Annotated in this window: 11 protein-coding genes; 4 read left to right on the forward strand and 7 right to left on the reverse strand. The window is 64.5% G+C overall.

What is annotated here, in order from left to right; genetic code table 11:
- The first annotated feature begins 79 nt into the window (after positions 1-79).
- From IVB24_RS16095 to IVB24_RS16105, 3 genes are read left to right on the forward strand one after another with little or no spacing between them, the layout of a single operon-like run.
- Positions 80-3349, forward strand: coding sequence for a transglutaminase family protein (locus IVB24_RS16095; protein ID WP_247773678.1), 3270 nt, complete (start codon positions 80-82; stop codon positions 3347-3349).
- Between the two features lie 27 nt (positions 3350-3376).
- Entirely contained in the window at positions 3377-5911 is a 2535-nt protein-coding gene (locus IVB24_RS16100) for a circularly permuted type 2 ATP-grasp protein (RefSeq protein WP_247773680.1), read from the forward strand.
- A complete protein-coding gene (locus IVB24_RS16105) occupies positions 5908-6786 on the forward strand; it encodes a transglutaminase family protein (protein WP_247773682.1) in 879 nt (292 codons plus the stop codon). Before IVB24_RS16100 ends, IVB24_RS16105 begins: the two co-directional genes overlap by 4 nt.
- Positions 6787-6913: 127 nt before the next feature.
- Here IVB24_RS16105 and IVB24_RS16110 read toward each other — a convergent pair whose 3' ends face one another.
- Positions 6914-7720: an LssY C-terminal domain-containing protein gene (locus IVB24_RS16110; protein WP_247773684.1), complete on the reverse strand. Its 807-nt coding sequence runs from the start codon at positions 7718-7720 to the stop codon at positions 6914-6916.
- 219 nt (positions 7721-7939) lie between these two features.
- Here IVB24_RS16110 and IVB24_RS16115 point away from each other — a divergent pair, with 219 nt between their 5' ends.
- Positions 7940-9310 carry a transposase gene (locus tag IVB24_RS16115; protein WP_247771006.1) on the forward strand — a complete coding sequence of 457 codons (1371 nt, stop codon included), beginning with the start codon at positions 7940-7942 and terminating at the stop codon, positions 9308-9310.
- 421 nt (positions 9311-9731) lie between these two features.
- Here the strand turns inward: IVB24_RS16115 and IVB24_RS16120 are convergent, their stop codons facing one another.
- The 6 genes from IVB24_RS16120 to IVB24_RS16145 form a co-directional block, all read right to left on the reverse strand.
- A complete protein-coding gene (locus IVB24_RS16120) occupies positions 9732-10088 on the reverse strand; it encodes a hypothetical protein (RefSeq protein ID WP_247773686.1) in 357 nt (118 codons plus the stop codon).
- A gap of 360 nt (positions 10089-10448) precedes the next feature.
- Positions 10449-11273, reverse strand: coding sequence for a phosphodiesterase (locus IVB24_RS16125; RefSeq protein ID WP_247773687.1), 825 nt, complete (start codon positions 11271-11273; stop codon positions 10449-10451).
- A 68-nt stretch (positions 11274-11341) separates the two neighbouring features.
- On the reverse strand, positions 11342-12622 hold the full coding sequence (locus tag IVB24_RS16130) for an ABC transporter substrate-binding protein (protein ID WP_247773689.1): 1281 nt from the start codon (positions 12620-12622) through the stop codon (positions 11342-11344).
- A 28-nt stretch (positions 12623-12650) separates the two neighbouring features.
- On the reverse strand, positions 12651-13475 hold the full coding sequence (locus IVB24_RS16135) for a carbohydrate ABC transporter permease (RefSeq protein ID WP_166466442.1): 825 nt from the start codon (positions 13473-13475) through the stop codon (positions 12651-12653).
- Between the two features lie 260 nt (positions 13476-13735).
- Entirely contained in the window at positions 13736-14683 is a 948-nt protein-coding gene (locus IVB24_RS16140) for a sugar ABC transporter permease (protein ID WP_247773691.1), read from the reverse strand.
- Positions 14676-15827, reverse strand: a complete 1152-nt coding sequence (locus tag IVB24_RS16145; protein WP_247773692.1) for an ABC transporter ATP-binding protein — start codon at positions 15825-15827, stop codon at positions 14676-14678. Before IVB24_RS16145 ends, IVB24_RS16140 begins: the two co-directional genes overlap by 8 nt.
- Between the last annotated feature and the right edge of the window lie 84 nt (positions 15828-15911).

The raw sequence follows: 15911 nt of genomic DNA on the forward strand, positions 1-15911 counted from the left end.
ACCCTCTGCCCGTTGTTAGTGCTTGATCGCGCTGACATCAGGTGTTCTGCTCAAAAAAGCTGCTGGAGCATTGCACCCCGTGTCGATCTACGTCGCATTACACCACGTCACCCACTACAAATACGACCGACCGATCGACCTCGGCCCGCAGACCATCCGCCTGCGCCCGGCGCCGCACACGCGGACGCCGATCATGAGCTATTCGCTCAAGGTCACGCCATCCAATCATTTCGTGAACTGGCAGCAGGATCCGCTAGGCAATTGGATCGCGCGTTACGTCTTCCCGGAGAAGACGACCGAGCTGAAGATCGAGGTCGATTTCACGGCGCAGATGACCACGGTCAATCCGTTCGACTTCTTCGTCGAGCCCTACGCCGACAGCTTTCCGTTCAACTATCCGAAGGATCTGAAAACGGAGCTGGCGCCTTATCTGGAGACCATCAAGCCCGACCCTGCGTTCGCAAAATATCTCGCCTCGATCCCGCGCGAAGCGCCGAACACGGTCAACTTCCTGGTCGATCTGAACAGGGAGCTGCAGCAGAGGATCAGCTACGTCATCCGCATGGAGCCGGGCGTGCAGACGCCGGAGGAGACGCTCACCTCCGCGGCCGGCTCATGCCGCGACTCCGCGTGGCTCCTGATCCAGACCTTCCGTCATCTCGGCCTCGCCGCGCGCTTCGTCTCCGGCTATCTGATCCAGATCCGCCCCGACATCGATCCGATCGAGGGGCCGCCCGAGGTCGAGAACGACTTCACCGATCTGCATGCCTGGGCCGAGGTCTACCTGCCGGGCGCGGGCTGGATCGGGTTCGACGCGACCTCCGGCATGCTCGCGGGTGAGGGGCACATCCCGGTTGCCGCCACGCCGCATTATCGCTCCGCAGCGCCGATCTCCGGCGGTGCCGGCTTTGCCGAGGTCGAGTTCGAGTTCGACATGAGCGTCCGGCGCATCCGCGAGGCGCCGCGCATCACCAAGCCGTTCTCGGACGATTCCTGGACGCGGCTCAACGATCTCGGCGAGCAGGTGGACGGCGATCTCGCCGCGCAGGACGTGCGGCTCACCATGGGCGGTGAACCCACCTTCGTCTCGGTCGACGATCTCGAAGCTGCCGAATGGAATACCGAGGCCGTCGGCCCCACCAAGCGCGCGCTCGCCGACGATCTGATCCGCCGTCTGCGCACACGTTTCGGGGCGGGCGGGCTGCTGCATTACGGTCAGGGCAAATGGTATCCGGGCGAGAGCCTGCCGCGTTGGGCCTTTGGCCTGTACTGGCGCAAGGACGGCGTGCCGGTCTGGAAGAACGCGGACCTCATCGCCAGCATCGAAAATCCACTGCGTGCCCAGACCGAAGACGCCGAGGATTTCATGGAGGGCACGGCGGCCCGGCTCGGGCTCGATCCCGGCTACATCATTCCGGCCTATGAGGATACCGCCTATTGGCTGATGAAGGAGGCCGAGCTACCTCTCAACGTCGATCCCTCCGATTCCAAATTGTCCAATCCGGAGGAGCGCGCGCGCATGGCGCGGGTGTTCGATCAGGGCCTCCGCGCGCCGCGCGGCTTCGTGCTGCCGGTGCAACGCTGGAACGCGCCGCCACGCTGGCGCAGCGAGCGTTGGCAACTCCGGCGCAATCATCTGTTCCTGATGCCGGGCGACTCCCCGCTCGGCCTGCGCTTGCCGATCGGCTCGCTCGGCCACGTCCCGCCCAGTGAATATCCCTACATCGTCGAGCAGGACCCGATGGAGGCGCGCGGCAAGCTGCCGGTGTTCACGCTGCCGGAGCGCCCGAAGGCGCCGCCGCGGGTCGCGTCCGAGAAGCTCAACACGACCGTCCCCGTCCGCACTGCGCTGTCGATCGAGGTCCGCGATGGCGTGATCTGCGCCTTCATGCCGCCGGTCGAGCGTATCGAGGATTATCTCGAGATGATCGCGGCGGTCGAAGCCACGGCCGAGGAGATGCAGCTCCAGGTCCATGTCGAAGGCTATGCGCCACCGTTCGACCCGCGCATCGAGGTCATCAAGGTCACACCGGATCCCGGCGTCCTCGAGATCAATATCCAGCCGGCGACGAGCTGGCGCGAGGCGGTCGAGATCACCACTGGCCTCTATGAGGACGCCGGCAAGGTGCGGCTCGGCGCCAACCGCTTCCTGGTCGACGGCCGCCACACCGGCACCGGCGGCGGCAATCACGTCGTGATCGGAGGCTCCAGCCCGCAGGACTCGCCGTTCCTGCGCCGGCCCGATCTGCTCAGGAGCCTCGTGCTGTACTGGCAGCGGCATCCGTCGCTGTCCTACTTCTTCTCCGGCCTGTTCATCGGTCCGACCAGCCAGGCGCCGCGCCTCGACGAGGCCCGTCACGACAGCATGTACGAGCTCGAGATCGCGCTCTCGCACGTGCCGCCGCCGGGCTACCAGGTGCCGCTGTGGCTGGTGGACCGGCTGTTCAGGCATTTGCTCGTCGACATCACCGGCAACACCCACCGCGCCGAGATCTGCATCGACAAGCTCTATTCGCCGGATGGTCCCACCGGCCGCCTCGGCCTCGTCGAATTCCGCGCGCTCGAAATGCCGCCGGATCCGCGCATGTCGCTGGCGCAGCAGCTCTTGATCCGCGCGCTGATCGCAAAGTTCTGGCGCGAGCCGCAGCAGGGCAAATTCGTACGCTGGGGGACCGCGCTGCACGACCGCTTCATGCTGCCGCATTTCATCTGGGAAGACTTTCAGGACGTGCTCTCGGATCTCAAGAGCTCCGGCTATCCGTTCGAGCCGGAATGGTATTTGGCCCAGCTCGAATTCCGCTTTCCCGCCTTCGGCCGCGTCCATCAAGGCGGCGTGACGCTCGAATTGCGCCAGGCGCTGGAACCCTGGCATGTGCTCGGCGAGGAGGGCTCGGCCGGCGGCACCGTGCGCTATGTCGATAGCTCGGTCGAGCGGCTCCAGGTCAAGGCGGAAGGGTTCGTCGAGGGCCGCCACATCGTCACCTGCAACGGCCGCCGCCTGCCGATGACCTCGACCGGCCGCTCCGCCGAGGCCGTGGCCGGGGTCCGCTTCAAGGCCTGGCAGCCGGCCTCCGGCCTGCACCCGACCATCCCGGTGCACGCGCCCCTGACCTTTGATCTCATCGATACCTGGAACGGCCGCTCGCTCGGCGGCTGCGTCTACCACGTCGCCCATCCGGGCGGGCGCAGCTACGACACCAAGCCGGTCAATACCTACGAGGCCGAGGCGCGGCGGCTGGCGCGCTTCCAGGACCACGGCCACACACCGGGGCCGATGCAGCCGCCGCCCGAGGAACGCACAAATGAGTTTCCGCTGACCCTCGACTTGCGGACCCCGCTCCTGCAATGAGTATGAGGGTGGGGCAGGGAGAGGCGCATGGCCGAGGGCGCAGCCGAACAGGACAAGGCGGGTAAGGCGCAAGGACAGCGCGAAGGCCAGCGTGAAGGCCAGCGCCGGCTCGCGCAATGGGTCCGCGACTATCGCCGCCTGCCCGGCATTCCCGACGAATTCCTCGGTGCCGACGGCGTCCCGCGACCGGTCTGGAACCGCTTTTTCGATGCCTTCGGCGCGCTTGCGACCGATGAGGTCGAGCGGCGCTTCGGCATGGCCGACCGCCACCTCCGCGAGGCAGGCGTCACCTACCGGGCGCCCGGTGACAGCGCCGACCGGCCCTGGTCGCTCAGCCATCTGCCGCTCCTGATCGACGAGGCCGACTGGAAGCAGCTCTCCGCCGGCATTACCCAGCGCGCCGAGCTGCTCGAGCGCGTGCTGCGCGACATCTATGGCGAGGGGCGGCTGGTCGCCGAAGGCGCGCTGCCCGCGGGCGCGATCGCCGGCAGCCCCGAATATCTCCGTCCCGTCTGCGGCGTGCCACCTCCGGGCGGGCGCTATCTCTCGCTCTATGCCGCCGATGTCGGGCGCGGGCCCGATGGCCGCTGGTGGGTGCTCGGCGACCGCACGCAGGCGCCGTCGGGCGCGGGCTATGCGCTGGAAAACCGCCTCGTGCTGTCGCGCGCCTTCTCCGACCTCTACAAGTCGATGAACGTGCCGCGCGTCGCGCCGTTCTTCGAGGCGTTCCGCGACAGCCTGCGCGCGCGCGCCGACCGCGACGAGCCGCGCATCGGCGTGCTCACCCCCGGCAGTTTCAGCGAGACCTATTTCGAGCATGCGACGCTGGCGCGCTATCTCGGCTTCCTGCTGGTCGAGGGCGACGATCTCGCGGTCAGCGACAATCGCATCCACATTCGCACGGTCGCGGGGCTGAAGCGGCTCGACGTGCTGCTGCGCCGTGTCGATTCCAATTCGCTCGATCCGCTCGAGCTCGATGCGTCCTCGCATCTCGGCGTGCCCGGCCTGATCGACGTGCTGCGCAAGGATGGTGTCGTCGTCGCCAACATGCCGGGCTCGGGCGTGCTGGAGGCGAGGGCGCTGCTCGGCTTCCTGCCGGCGCTCAGCCGCCGCCTGCTCGGCGAAGAGCTGAAGATGCCGCACATCGCGACCTGGTGGTGCGGTCAGAAATCCGCGCGTGACGAGGTGTTGTCGCGGCTCGACGAGGTCGCGATCGAAGGCGCCTACCGGCGCGGCGTGCCCGGCTTCGACAGCAACGGTCCGGTGCTTGCCAGCGAGCTCGACGCCGCCGGGCGTCAGCGCCTGGTCGATGCCATCGGCGCGCGCGGCATGGATTATGTCGGCCAGGAGGTGGTGCGTCTCTCCACCATGCCGGTGTGGGAGCACGGGCAGCTCACGCCGCGTCCCTTCGTGCTGCGCGTGTTTGCCGCCGCAACGCCGGACGGCTGGGCCATCATGCCCGGCGGCTTCTGCCGGATTGCCGAGCAGGCGGATGCGCGCGCCGTGTCGATGGGCGACGGTGCGCGCGCCGCCGACGTCTGGGTGGTCTCGGAGAAGAAAGTCTCGACCGCGTCGCTGCTGCCGGCGACCGACAAGGTGCGGATCCGCCGCATCGCCGGCGTGCTGCCGAGCCGCGCCGCCGACAATCTGTTCTGGCTCGGCCGCTATCTCGAGCGCGCCGAGGCGACGCTGCGGCTGGTGCGGGCGGTGGGCTCGCCGAGCGGCCCCAACAAGGGCACCGCGGCCTCACTGCAATCGGCCGAACGAATCCAGCGCCTGCTGGTAGCCTGGGGCGCGATCTCGCAAGCCTCGCGCGCGACGCCAGGGCGCATCGCCGCCGAAGCGCTGCAGAGCACGGAGCAGCCGGGCTCGGCGTTGTCGCTGGTGCGTGCGGCACAGCGCACCGCGACCTCCTTGCGCGAGCGGCTGTCGCCCGATGCCTGGCAGGTCATCACCGAAATGGCGGACCGGCTCTCCTACGAGGTCGAGGACGACGACAGCGTGCTGAGCGCGGCCGAGCTGACCTTGCAGGAGCTTGCGAGCTTTGCGGGTCTTGCGCAGGAAAACATGAATCGCGCCGCCGGCTGGCGCTTCCTCGATGTCGGCCGCCGCGCCGAGCGCGCCATCAACACCGCGCGCTTCGCCCGGCAGTTCGCCTATGACGAGGCTGGCGACGAGGATCTCGACATCCTGCTGACGCTGGTGGATTCGCAGATCACCTATCGCTCGCGCTATCTGCTGGCGCCGATCCTGGCGCCGGTGCGCGACCTCGCGGTGCTCGATCCCTACAATCCGCGTTCGGTGGCGTTCCAGGTGACGACGCTGAACGAGCATATCGCGGCATTGCCCAGCCTGAAGGAGCATGGCCTGATCGAGCAGCCGCAGCGGCTTGCGGTGACGGTTCAGGCGATGCTGGCCACCGCGGATGCCGAGAAACTCGAAGTCAAGACCCTGTTCGCGCTGGAGCAGGATCTGCTCAGCCTCGCCGACGCGATCGGGCTGCATTACTTCCCGCACGGCACCAATGCCAGCCGGCCGGAAAAGCTGACGGGGCTGGCGTGATCTACGACATAAGGCACGTCACCACCTACGAGTATGAAAGCGCGGTCAGCTTCGCGCGCTGCACGCTGCGGCTCGAGCCGAGGAGCGGCGGCGGCCAGGAGCTGATCTCGCACAAGGTCGAGATTCGTCCGCGGCCGTCCGAGCGCAACGTCCGCCGCGACTTCTTCGGCACGCTGACCGAAAGCATCGTGATCGAGGCCGCGCATCGCAATTTGCGCATCGACTCCCGTTCGCGTGTCTCGGTGTCGCGCAAGCCGCCGGCGCGCGACGCGGTCAGCCCGTCCTGGGAGAGCATCCGCGACATCGCCTTCGAGGCGACCAGCCTCGGGCCATCCTCGCCGGTCGGTTATGTCTTCGCGAGTCCGCTCGTGCCGATGCTGCGTCCCGTCAGCGCCTACGCGGCGACGAGCTTTGCACCTGATACGGGCATCCTCGAGGGCGCGGTCGATCTCATGCATCGCATCCGCACCGAGTTTCGCTACGATCCCAAGGCGACGGTGATCTCGACACCGCTGGACGAGGTCTTCGACAAGCGACATGGCGTCTGCCAGGACTTTGCCCATGTGATGATCGCAGGGCTTCGCGGGCTCGGCCTGCCGGCCGCCTATGTCAGCGGCTATCTGCGCACGATTCCGCCGGCCGGCCAGCCGCGTTTGCAAGGCGCGGATGCCACCCATGCCTGGGTGTCGCTGTGGTGCGGGGCGGAGCTTGGCTGGATCGATTTCGACCCGACCAACGATGTGCTGGTCGGCAACGACCATATCGTGCTTGCGGTCGGGCGCGACTTCTCCGACGTCTCGCCGGTCGACGGCATCATCGTCGGCTCGCCGAAGCAGAAGCTCGGCGTCGCCGTCGACGTGCTGCCGGTGGAGTAGGGCGTGCACTCATACGCGTCGGTCTAGCAACGCACAGCGGAGGTCTGCCATCTTGAATGTGATCGGCAGGTTGTGACCCAAAGGCGACATCGGGCTCGTCGAGGGACGCCGTATCGAGCATAGGAACCTATTGGGTCACCGCATTCCTGACTCCCCGCCAGATTTGATCCTTCAGGGCAATCAGCGGCGGTGGCGGCCGTGTCTCCGGCGGCTCTGCTCGCTTGGCGCCATCAACGACGAGACTGGCGATGTCGATTTCGCCGTCTGTGTAGTAACGATCGCCTTCGCCATTTCGGCCTAGCAGCGTCGGGCCTGTACCGGAAATCTGAAAGAAATTCGTGACCATTTCCGCCTCGCGTAAATCCCGCATCAGCAGATCGCGCTCGGCGTCGATATCGGGCGCGATGTGATGAGTTACCTGTCCCGTGTCGTGGCTCAAGCCGACCCCACGGTCAAACGTGACCGAGCCGAGCCATACCGGACGGCCATCGGTTCCTTTTTCAAGGACCAACCACAGTCGAATGTGATGTCGCTTGTCGGCGCTCCTGCCGTCCGGTTTCTCAAATGCAAGCTGTTCTTTTTTCCCCTCATAGTAGAGAGGGCTGACAGGCGCATCGTGGTATGGCCGGTCGAGCGCCACGCTGCCGATGATCTCGATACTCGTGCGCAACGTAATTGGGTCGGCCGGAAACCAGCCCGCCGCGTGCATGGCGCGGAGCACATCTTCTTTATTGCCAACTAGCCCGACATTGAGCGCATCTCCCGGAATGTCGCTGCTCGTGCGGGTCACCATCGGGAGAGAGGCCAAGCCGGGTTCATGTTCGCGATGGGTCCAGATGATAGGAAGCACAACGTAAGCCAGCACAAAATAGATGGCTACCACAGCCGCAAGAACCAGAAGCCATCTTCGTCTGATTGGGAGCTGCTTTGTCATATTGCTCTCACGGGATGGTATTCGGAGCGCACATTCCGTCCGGTGCTTCGTCCGCGTCAGGCATAATCTGGCCCCGAGGCCGCCTGACTCGGTGGCCTGTTTCATATCAGCTTAAGATCGCAATGTCGCTTTCTGGCCGATTTTGTTGCAAAAGTCGGTTGAGACAAGTCACGAAGCGTGATTCCGTTGTGTTGACGCGAATCTCGGCGAGGTCGATCCATGATGGGCCGTCTGAAGAGTGACCAAGGTCAACTGTTCTACGAGTTTTGTCTTGGCGACGCGGTTCCTGAAGATCATTTGGTGCGGAAGATCGATGCTGCTCTCGATCTGTCCTGGCTTCGCGGTGAACTAGCATCTCACTATTCGTCGATGGGGCGCCCGTCGATTGATCCGGAACTGATGATCCGGATGCTGGTCGTGGGGTATGTCTTTGCGATCCGCTCGGAACGGCTGATCTGCCGTGAAGTGCAGGTGAACCTCGCCTATCGCTGGTTCTGTAAGCTCGGTATCGAGGACGCTGTCCCGGATCATTCGGCGTTCTCGCGCGCCCGCAACGAGCGCTTCCGCGATGGAGATGTTCTCCGCCGCGTGTTCGAACGGATTGTCGAGACATGCATTGCCGCCGGTCTGGTTGGTGGCGAAGGATTTGCAGTCGATGCGAGCCTGATTGCGGCCGACGCGAACAAGCAGCGCTCGATCGCAGGTCACGATTGGCGCAGGGATCGCGATCCGGCCAGGTCTAGCCGCGCGGTGAAGGAGTATTTGGCAACCCTCGACGATCCGGCGTGGGGAGCCGCCAGCGATGTCATCCCGAAATTTGTCTCGCCATCCGATCCGGCAGCGCAGTGGACCGGCGCTCACAAGGGGCCGGCATTCTTCGCGTACTCCGACAACTATCTCATCGACGTGAAGTTCGGCGTCATCGTTGATGTCGAGGCCTCCCGCGCCATTCGCCAGGCCGAGGTCGGTGCAGCAAAGACCATGATCGAACGGACCGAGGAGCGCTTCGGTCTCAAGCCAGAGCGACTTGTCGGGGATACCGCTTACGGAGCGGCTCCAATGCTGAACTGGCTGGTCGAGGAGAAGGGCATCGCGCCACATATCCCTGTGTTCGATAAGTCGAAGCGGGATGATGGCACTTTCTCGCGGAGCGACTTTCGATATGACCCGATCGGCGACGTTTACCACTGCCCGGGTGGTAAGCGGCTTGGGACGAGCGGTACCGTGCACGAGGGCAAGACCCTTCTGTATCGTGCAAGCAAGCTCGACTGCGATGTATGCCCGCTCAAGCCGCAGTGCTGCCCAAAGGAACCATCACGCAAGATCCCGCGCGATATCCATGAGCATGCCCGAGACGTTGCCCGGTCGTTCGCTGGCACCGAGGGCTTCGAGCTCTCTCGGCGTCAGCGCAAGAAGATCGAGATGAGGTTCGCACACTTGAAGCGCATCCTGAAGCTTGGTCGGCTCCGATTGCGCGGCCCGCAAGGTGCCCAGGATGAGTTTGTTCTAGCCGCCATCGCCCAGAATCTGAGGCGATTTGCATCGCTGGTCGCACGACCGCCACCGGCTCAGGCTCTGCGCATCGCGTAGCGTAGCGTCGAAGTTGCGTAAAATGCGTCAGGGCCAGCGCTTCAGAGCGCGGCTCAACGAAAGGCCCAGCGGCCAAATCCATTGCAGCCGACTTTTGCAACAAAATCGGCCCGTAGCTGACCTTGGGAGCCGTTCCGCCGAGGTCTGCAAGTGGACCCTGAACGGACATTATCGCCTGCGAACAAGGCCCCGCTTCGCGCGTCTACCGAGCCGCACGCTGTGTCGAATAAAGCCGCAGGCGGCGAGAGATAGTGTGAGAAGACCAATCTCCCAACGACCGGCAGCAAATCGAGCGATGCAAATCAGATAGACTAAGAAAAGCAGGACGGTCCAAACTAGGGCAAACCCCAGATAGGTCCTTCCCGTTGGGATGTTGCTCGTGTTGTCCGCCATGACAAAATGCAGAATTGCGGTAGTCTACCTAAACTGGGTAGCGCCATTTCAACGCGCGGCGCAGAAAGAGTAAAGCCACGATGATCGCCAGGGCGACAAACCAGAGGAAGGCCGGAACGGGCGAGTGATGGTGAATATGGGCAATGTACAGCACGAGGGCCAATAGAATAGCTACGAGTGCGTTCGACGCCCAATATAGAGGTGAGCGGCCAATTTTAGTGGCTGCCAATTCGGCAGCTCGTTCGCGCGCTTTTGCCGCGCGCCACCAACAGAGGCCGAAGAATGCAAGAGCAATAAGCCAGTTCATTCCAGCACAATCAATTGGCTTTGCGGCTTTCGTCTTCGAACGGCGGACGACTGAGATGCCTTGTGAGACGCCCTTCATTGCCCCACCCGTAGCGCTTAGCGAACGGGACGTACAGAAGGCAGGCAAGGCCCAACGCTATCAGCACCATAATCAGGTTGAGGCCGAGGAACACGTAGATGCTGGACGTGCCCCCGACGATGAGGACGAGCATAAGGGTGGAACGAATGCTGAACGGCGACATGCCCTAAGGTAGCACGAGGACCTGTTAGCTGGCAGCTCTCTGACGATTAGGGTTTGCAGACCATTAAGTCTGCTGCTGCCCATCTCCGACCTAAGGTGAGGGACGCCAACGCGCCGCTATGGAAGTGGAGCGGACTCTCCAAAAAGTGCAGCGCCGGTTTATGAGTGCACGCCCTGCAAACGGTCGGCGCTCGCCGGTCACCGCACCATGGTCTCGCGATCCCAGGCCTGATAGTCGGGTGACCCTTCGATGCGGATCGGACCGTCGTAGCCGTATTCCACCATATGCACGGTCACATAGTCTTCGCCGAAAAACACCACACCATAGGATTGCGGCAGGTCGGACGCGCTCAGCAGCCTGGTCTCGGAGAACAGCGGATAGCTCGCATGATTGGTGCCGCGCAGCGATGAGACGGGAACGCCCGCAACCGAACCGGCCAGAGGCAAGTGACAATGCCCGAAGAAGACGTGACGGATCCTTGACCGGTTGCGGCCGACGAGACGCCGGAACGGTGCGTCGTCGAGCAGGCGGATCTGGTCGAAGGGGGCGAGATGCACCGGCATCGGGTTGTGGTGCATGAACAGCAGGAACGGCCCGTCATGCTCGGCAAGCCGTGCCTCGAGCCAGCCGAGGCGATCGTCGCAATAGCGGCCGGCATGCGTGTCCGGATGCGCGGTGTCGAGGAACAGGCAGCGGCCGGCGGCGGTGTCGTGGACGCCCTGGACGAAGCCGTTGTCGTCAGCGAGATCGGGGAAGACGCTCAGGAAGGCGGCACGCCGATCATGGTTGCCGATGCAGAGCCGGACCGGCAGCGGATATTGGTCGAGACGTTGCTTGAGCCATTGATAGTCGGCGGCATCGCCCCAATCCGAGAGATCGCCGGTGATCACCATCAACTCGGCGTCGTGGTGATCCTTCAGGGCATGAGCCAGCGCCCGCTCGAAATTGGCGCGCGGATCGCGGCCGCCGATGGTCGATCCTGGTGTCGTCAGGTGAATGTCGCTCAGATGAAGCAGCTTCATCGTTCCCTCCGTTCGTACGGCACGGGGCGCCGGGTGGCGCCCCGTGTTTGGCGAATGTGTCGTGATGCTCAGCGCGCTGTGCCGGTGGTCTTCGGCAGCAGCTTCTGCACATCCGCCGTCATGTCGGCGAGAACGGCTTCGGGCTCCTTGGCGCGGGCGCCCGAGATGATCGAGTTGAGGTGATCCTTGATCACGTCGGTGATCTTCAGGCCGTTGTCGCCGGGGAAGGCGTACCATTTGGTGAGCAGCGGGAGCTGGCCGACCGCGGTGTAGTTGTTGGGGTTCTTGACGTAGAAGTCCTTCAGATAGACATCGTTGGCGACCTTGTTGGGCGGCATGTAGCCGGTGGTCTCCGCCATGATCGCGGCGCCCTTGGCGCCGGTCCAGAACTTCACCGCTTCCCAGGCCGCGTCGCGCTTGGCCTTGTCCTTGGCGAGGATCAGCACGACATTGCCGCCGGCCGGCAACCTGCCGGTCGGGGAGGCCACGTCCGGGAATGGAATCGTCTTCAACGCGAACTTGCCGCCGGTCATCTGCGTGACCTTGTTGAGGTCCGAGGTCGAGGTGATGTGAAAGCCGGTCTTGCCGGCCGCGAACGCCGCACGCATCGACGGCTGGTCGAGATTGGGCATGCCGCCCTCGTTGACGAGCCGCGCGATCATGTTGATGGCGAACTTGCCTTCCGGTCCGTCGAAGGCGACCTTGGTCTCGTCGGCATTGAGCATGGTGCCGCCGCGCGCGAAGACCGGGGCTTGCCACAGCCAGTTGCCGGTGATGTCCCAGGCATAGGTGACGCCGTTGGTGTCGTTGCCGAGCGCCTTGACCTTCTTGGCCATCGCGATCAGCTCGTCCCAGCTCTTCGGCAAATTGTTCAAGTCGCCGCCGGCCTGCTTCACGAGGTCGAGATTGACGTAGACGATCGGCAGCGAGATCGCGAACGGGAGGGCGTAGACCTTGCCGCCGGCGGTGCCGATGTCATACATCGCCTGGTGGAAGCCCTGCTTGTCGAAATCCTTTTCGGCGCCGATGTAGCCGCCGAGCTCGGCCGGGATGTTCTTGTCGACCAGGACGCGGATGCGGTTCAGGCCCTGGAAGGACACGTCGGGCATCTGATTGGTGACGGCTTCGCGCAGCACCTTCTGGGTGGCGTCCTCGTAGGATTCGTAAGGCGCGCGCATGGTGACCTTGATCTCCGGGTGCACCTTGGCGAACTCCTCGGCGATGCGCTTGTGGGTCTCGGTGAACAGCTCCGGATAGGGATACTGCATCACGATCTCGGTCTTGGTCTGCGCGAGCGCAGAGCCGGCCGCGAGCGACAGAGCCGCCGCGGCGATGATGGACTTCAGCATGGATAGACTCCTGTTTGAGGTGACGTGGTTACTTGATCCCGGTGAGGGTGATGCCCTCGATGAAGCGGCGCTGGGCAAAGAGGAAAGCGATCACGAGCGGGGCGATGATCACCATCGCCGCGGCCATCAGCGGGCCGTAGCTGGTGCCGGCCTCGTTGTTGCGGAAATGGGCGACCGCGAGCGGCGGCGTACGCAGCTGCTCGCTGTTGAGCACGATCAACGGCCAGAAATAGTCGTTCCAATGCGCAACCACCGAGAAGATACCGAAGGCGGTCACGGCCGGGATCGCGGCCGGCAGCATCACGCGCCAGACGATGCCGAATTCGGAGATGCCGTCCATGCGGGCCGCATCGACGAGATCGTCCGGCACGGTCTTGAAGAACTGGCGCATCAGGAAGATGCCGAAGACCGAGATCGTGAAGGGCAGGACGAGCGCGGCATAGCTGTCGAGCAGGCCGACCTCGTGCAGCAGCAGGAAGACCGGGATCGCGGTCGCCTGCGGCGGGATCAGGATCCCGAACAGCACCAGCGCGAACAGCGTTTCGCGGCCGAGAAAGCGAAGTTTTGCGAGCGCATAGGCCGCCGGCAGCGCCACCATCACCTGCAGCACGAAGATCGAGACCGTGACGATGACGCCGTTGAGCAGGAAGCGCAGCAGATTGGCCTTGGCGAACGCCTCGCGCAAATTGTCCCACAGCGCGAACTGTTGCGGGATCAGGTGCAACTCGCTGGAGAAGACCTCGGTCTGCGGCTTGGATGCGGTCGAGATCATCCAGATGAAAGGCGCGAGCATGATCGCGGCGCCCGCGATCAGCAGTACGTGACGGAGGACCGCGTGCAACGGCAGGGCCATCGCATATGGTGTGCCGGATGCGGCGGCAATGGCAGTCGGCTCCCTCTCCCGCTTGCGGGGGAGGGCTGGGGTGGGGGCTGTCTCCGCATCGGGATTGCCAGGAATTGCGGAGGATGTCCCCGGGTGGAGAGAACCCTCACCCGCCGCGCTCTGCGAGCGCGTCGGCCTCTCCCGCAAGCGGGAGAGGCGGAGCAAGCCCGCGATCCCAGTGAAATCCATATGCGATTGCCCTGCCTGCAACGGGGAGGAATGTGTGTTGCTCATGTGTAATGCACGCCGCGATCGGCGAGCCTCGACTTGATCAGCGTGAGTGCGAGAACGAAGACCAGGAAGACGACCGTGATCGCCGCGGCGTAGCCGGAACGGAAGAACTCGAAGCCTTCCGTGTACATGGTGTGGATCAGCACCTCGGTGGATTTCGACGGGCCGCCCTTGGTCAGCACGTGCACGGTGTCGAACACCTGGAAGGAGCGGATGCCGGAGATGACGACGACGAAGGTCGTGACCGGACCGAGCATCGGCCATGTCACGAGGCGGAAGCGAGCCCAGCCGCTCGACGCACCGTCGATTTCGGCCGCTTCGTACAGCTGCTTGGGGATCGAGACGAGGCCGGCGAGGAACAGCACCATGTTGAAGCCGACAGCCTGCCAGATGCCGATCGCGCACAGCGCATAAAGGGCGGTGCTGCGGTCCTGCAGCCAGGCGAAGGCCGGCAGGCCCGCGTTGCGCAACAGCCCGTTCACCAGGCCGAATTGCGGATGCAGCATGAATTCCCACACCACCGCCATGGCGATCAGGGTCGCCATGACCGGCAGAAAATAAATCGTCCGGTAGAGGCTGCGCAGGCTGGTACCGCTCCGGATCAAAAGCGCGATCGCAAGGCCTGCGATCACGGCGCCGGGCACCACGATCACGACATAGGTCAGCGTGTTGCGCAGTGCGGTCCAGAACACCTTGTCGGCGAACAGGTCCTGATAGTTGGTGAGTCCGATCCAGGAGAAATGCGGCGCGCCGAGCTGATAGTCGGTGAAGGAGAGGGCGATCACGCCGGCGAGCGGACCGAGCAACATGACCAGCATGAGTGCGGCGGCCGGCGCCACCAGGGCGTAAGCGGCGTATGTGCGCCGGCTGCCATGAGCCGGCAGGCTGCGCCTTGCGGCGCGGGCGGGAACGACAGCCGCGTCGATCGTCATCGAGCCGTCAGACATGGGCGGGCTCTCGGATGCGCTCGGACAGCTCCACTCTCAGCGGAATGCGCTTTCCGGCCGGATCGAAGACCCGCACGGCGTCGGGCGCGAAGCCGAAGGCTGCGGGACTGCCCATCGCGGGCAAGTGCCTGACGTCGGCGAGGCGTGCGATCAGCCGCAACCCGGCGTCTCCGATCGCAAGGTGCACGAACGCCTCTGCGCCGAGGTTTTCGAGATGGACGACGCTACCGGAGAACGGCCCCGTGCCGAGTTCGATCCGCTCCGGGCGCACGCCGACGCAGCATTCGCCCGCGGTCGCGCCGCACGCAAGTCGCAGGGCAGTCCCCAGCACATCGATTCCGCCGTCCTTCCTGATGCGGCCGGGCAGGATGTTGATCTTCGGGCTGCCGATGAACTCGGCGACACGGATGTCGCCGGGGTCGTTGTAGATCTCCGCGGGCGTGCCGGCCTGGATCAGCTCACCGCCCATCATGACGGCGATCCGGCTCGACATGGTCATCGCCTCGGCCTGGTCGTGCGTGACGTAGACGAACGTCGCCTTGAGGCGGCGATGCAGCTCGGCGAGCTCGGCGCGCATGTGGACGCGCAGCTTCGCGTCGAGATTGGAGAGCGGTTCGTCGAACAGGAAGGCGACGGGCTCGCGCACCATGGCGCGTCCGACCGCGACGCGTTGCCGCTGCCCGCCGGACAATTGTCCGGGCTTGCGCCGCAGCAACGGCGCGATGTCGAGCTGCTCGGCGATGGTCTCGATGTCGGCGCGGATGCCCCGTTCCTTGGCGCGCCGGCCCGGCAGCAGCGGGCCGAGCAGCGGCAACCGTTCGATCGCGGAGAGGCGCCGCATCCGCAACGGCACCGCAATGTTGTCGAAGGTACTCAAATGCGGATAGAGCGCATAGGACTGGAATACCATTGCCAGATTGCGCGCGCTCGGGCGAATGCCGTCTACGGGGCGGCCGTCGATGTGGATTTGCCCGGAATTCTGCGGCTCGAGCCCGGCAATGATGCGGAGCAGGGTCGACTTGCCGCAGCCGGAAGGACCGACCAGCGAGATGAACTCGCCGTCCTCGATCCGGAAATCGATGCCTTTCAGGACGTCGGTCGCGTCGAAGGATTTGCGGATTGCGGAAAGCTCGATTTGCGCCATTCGCGCTGGTCCCCTGCTGCCTGTTGCGGCGCACGAGGAGTAGGGACGGCATCTGACATTCACATAACAGTCAATGGCATTGCC

The sequence above is a fragment of the Bradyrhizobium sp. 192 genome, from assembly GCF_023100965.1.
Lineage (GTDB): Bacteria > Pseudomonadota > Alphaproteobacteria > Rhizobiales > Xanthobacteraceae > Bradyrhizobium > Bradyrhizobium symbiodeficiens.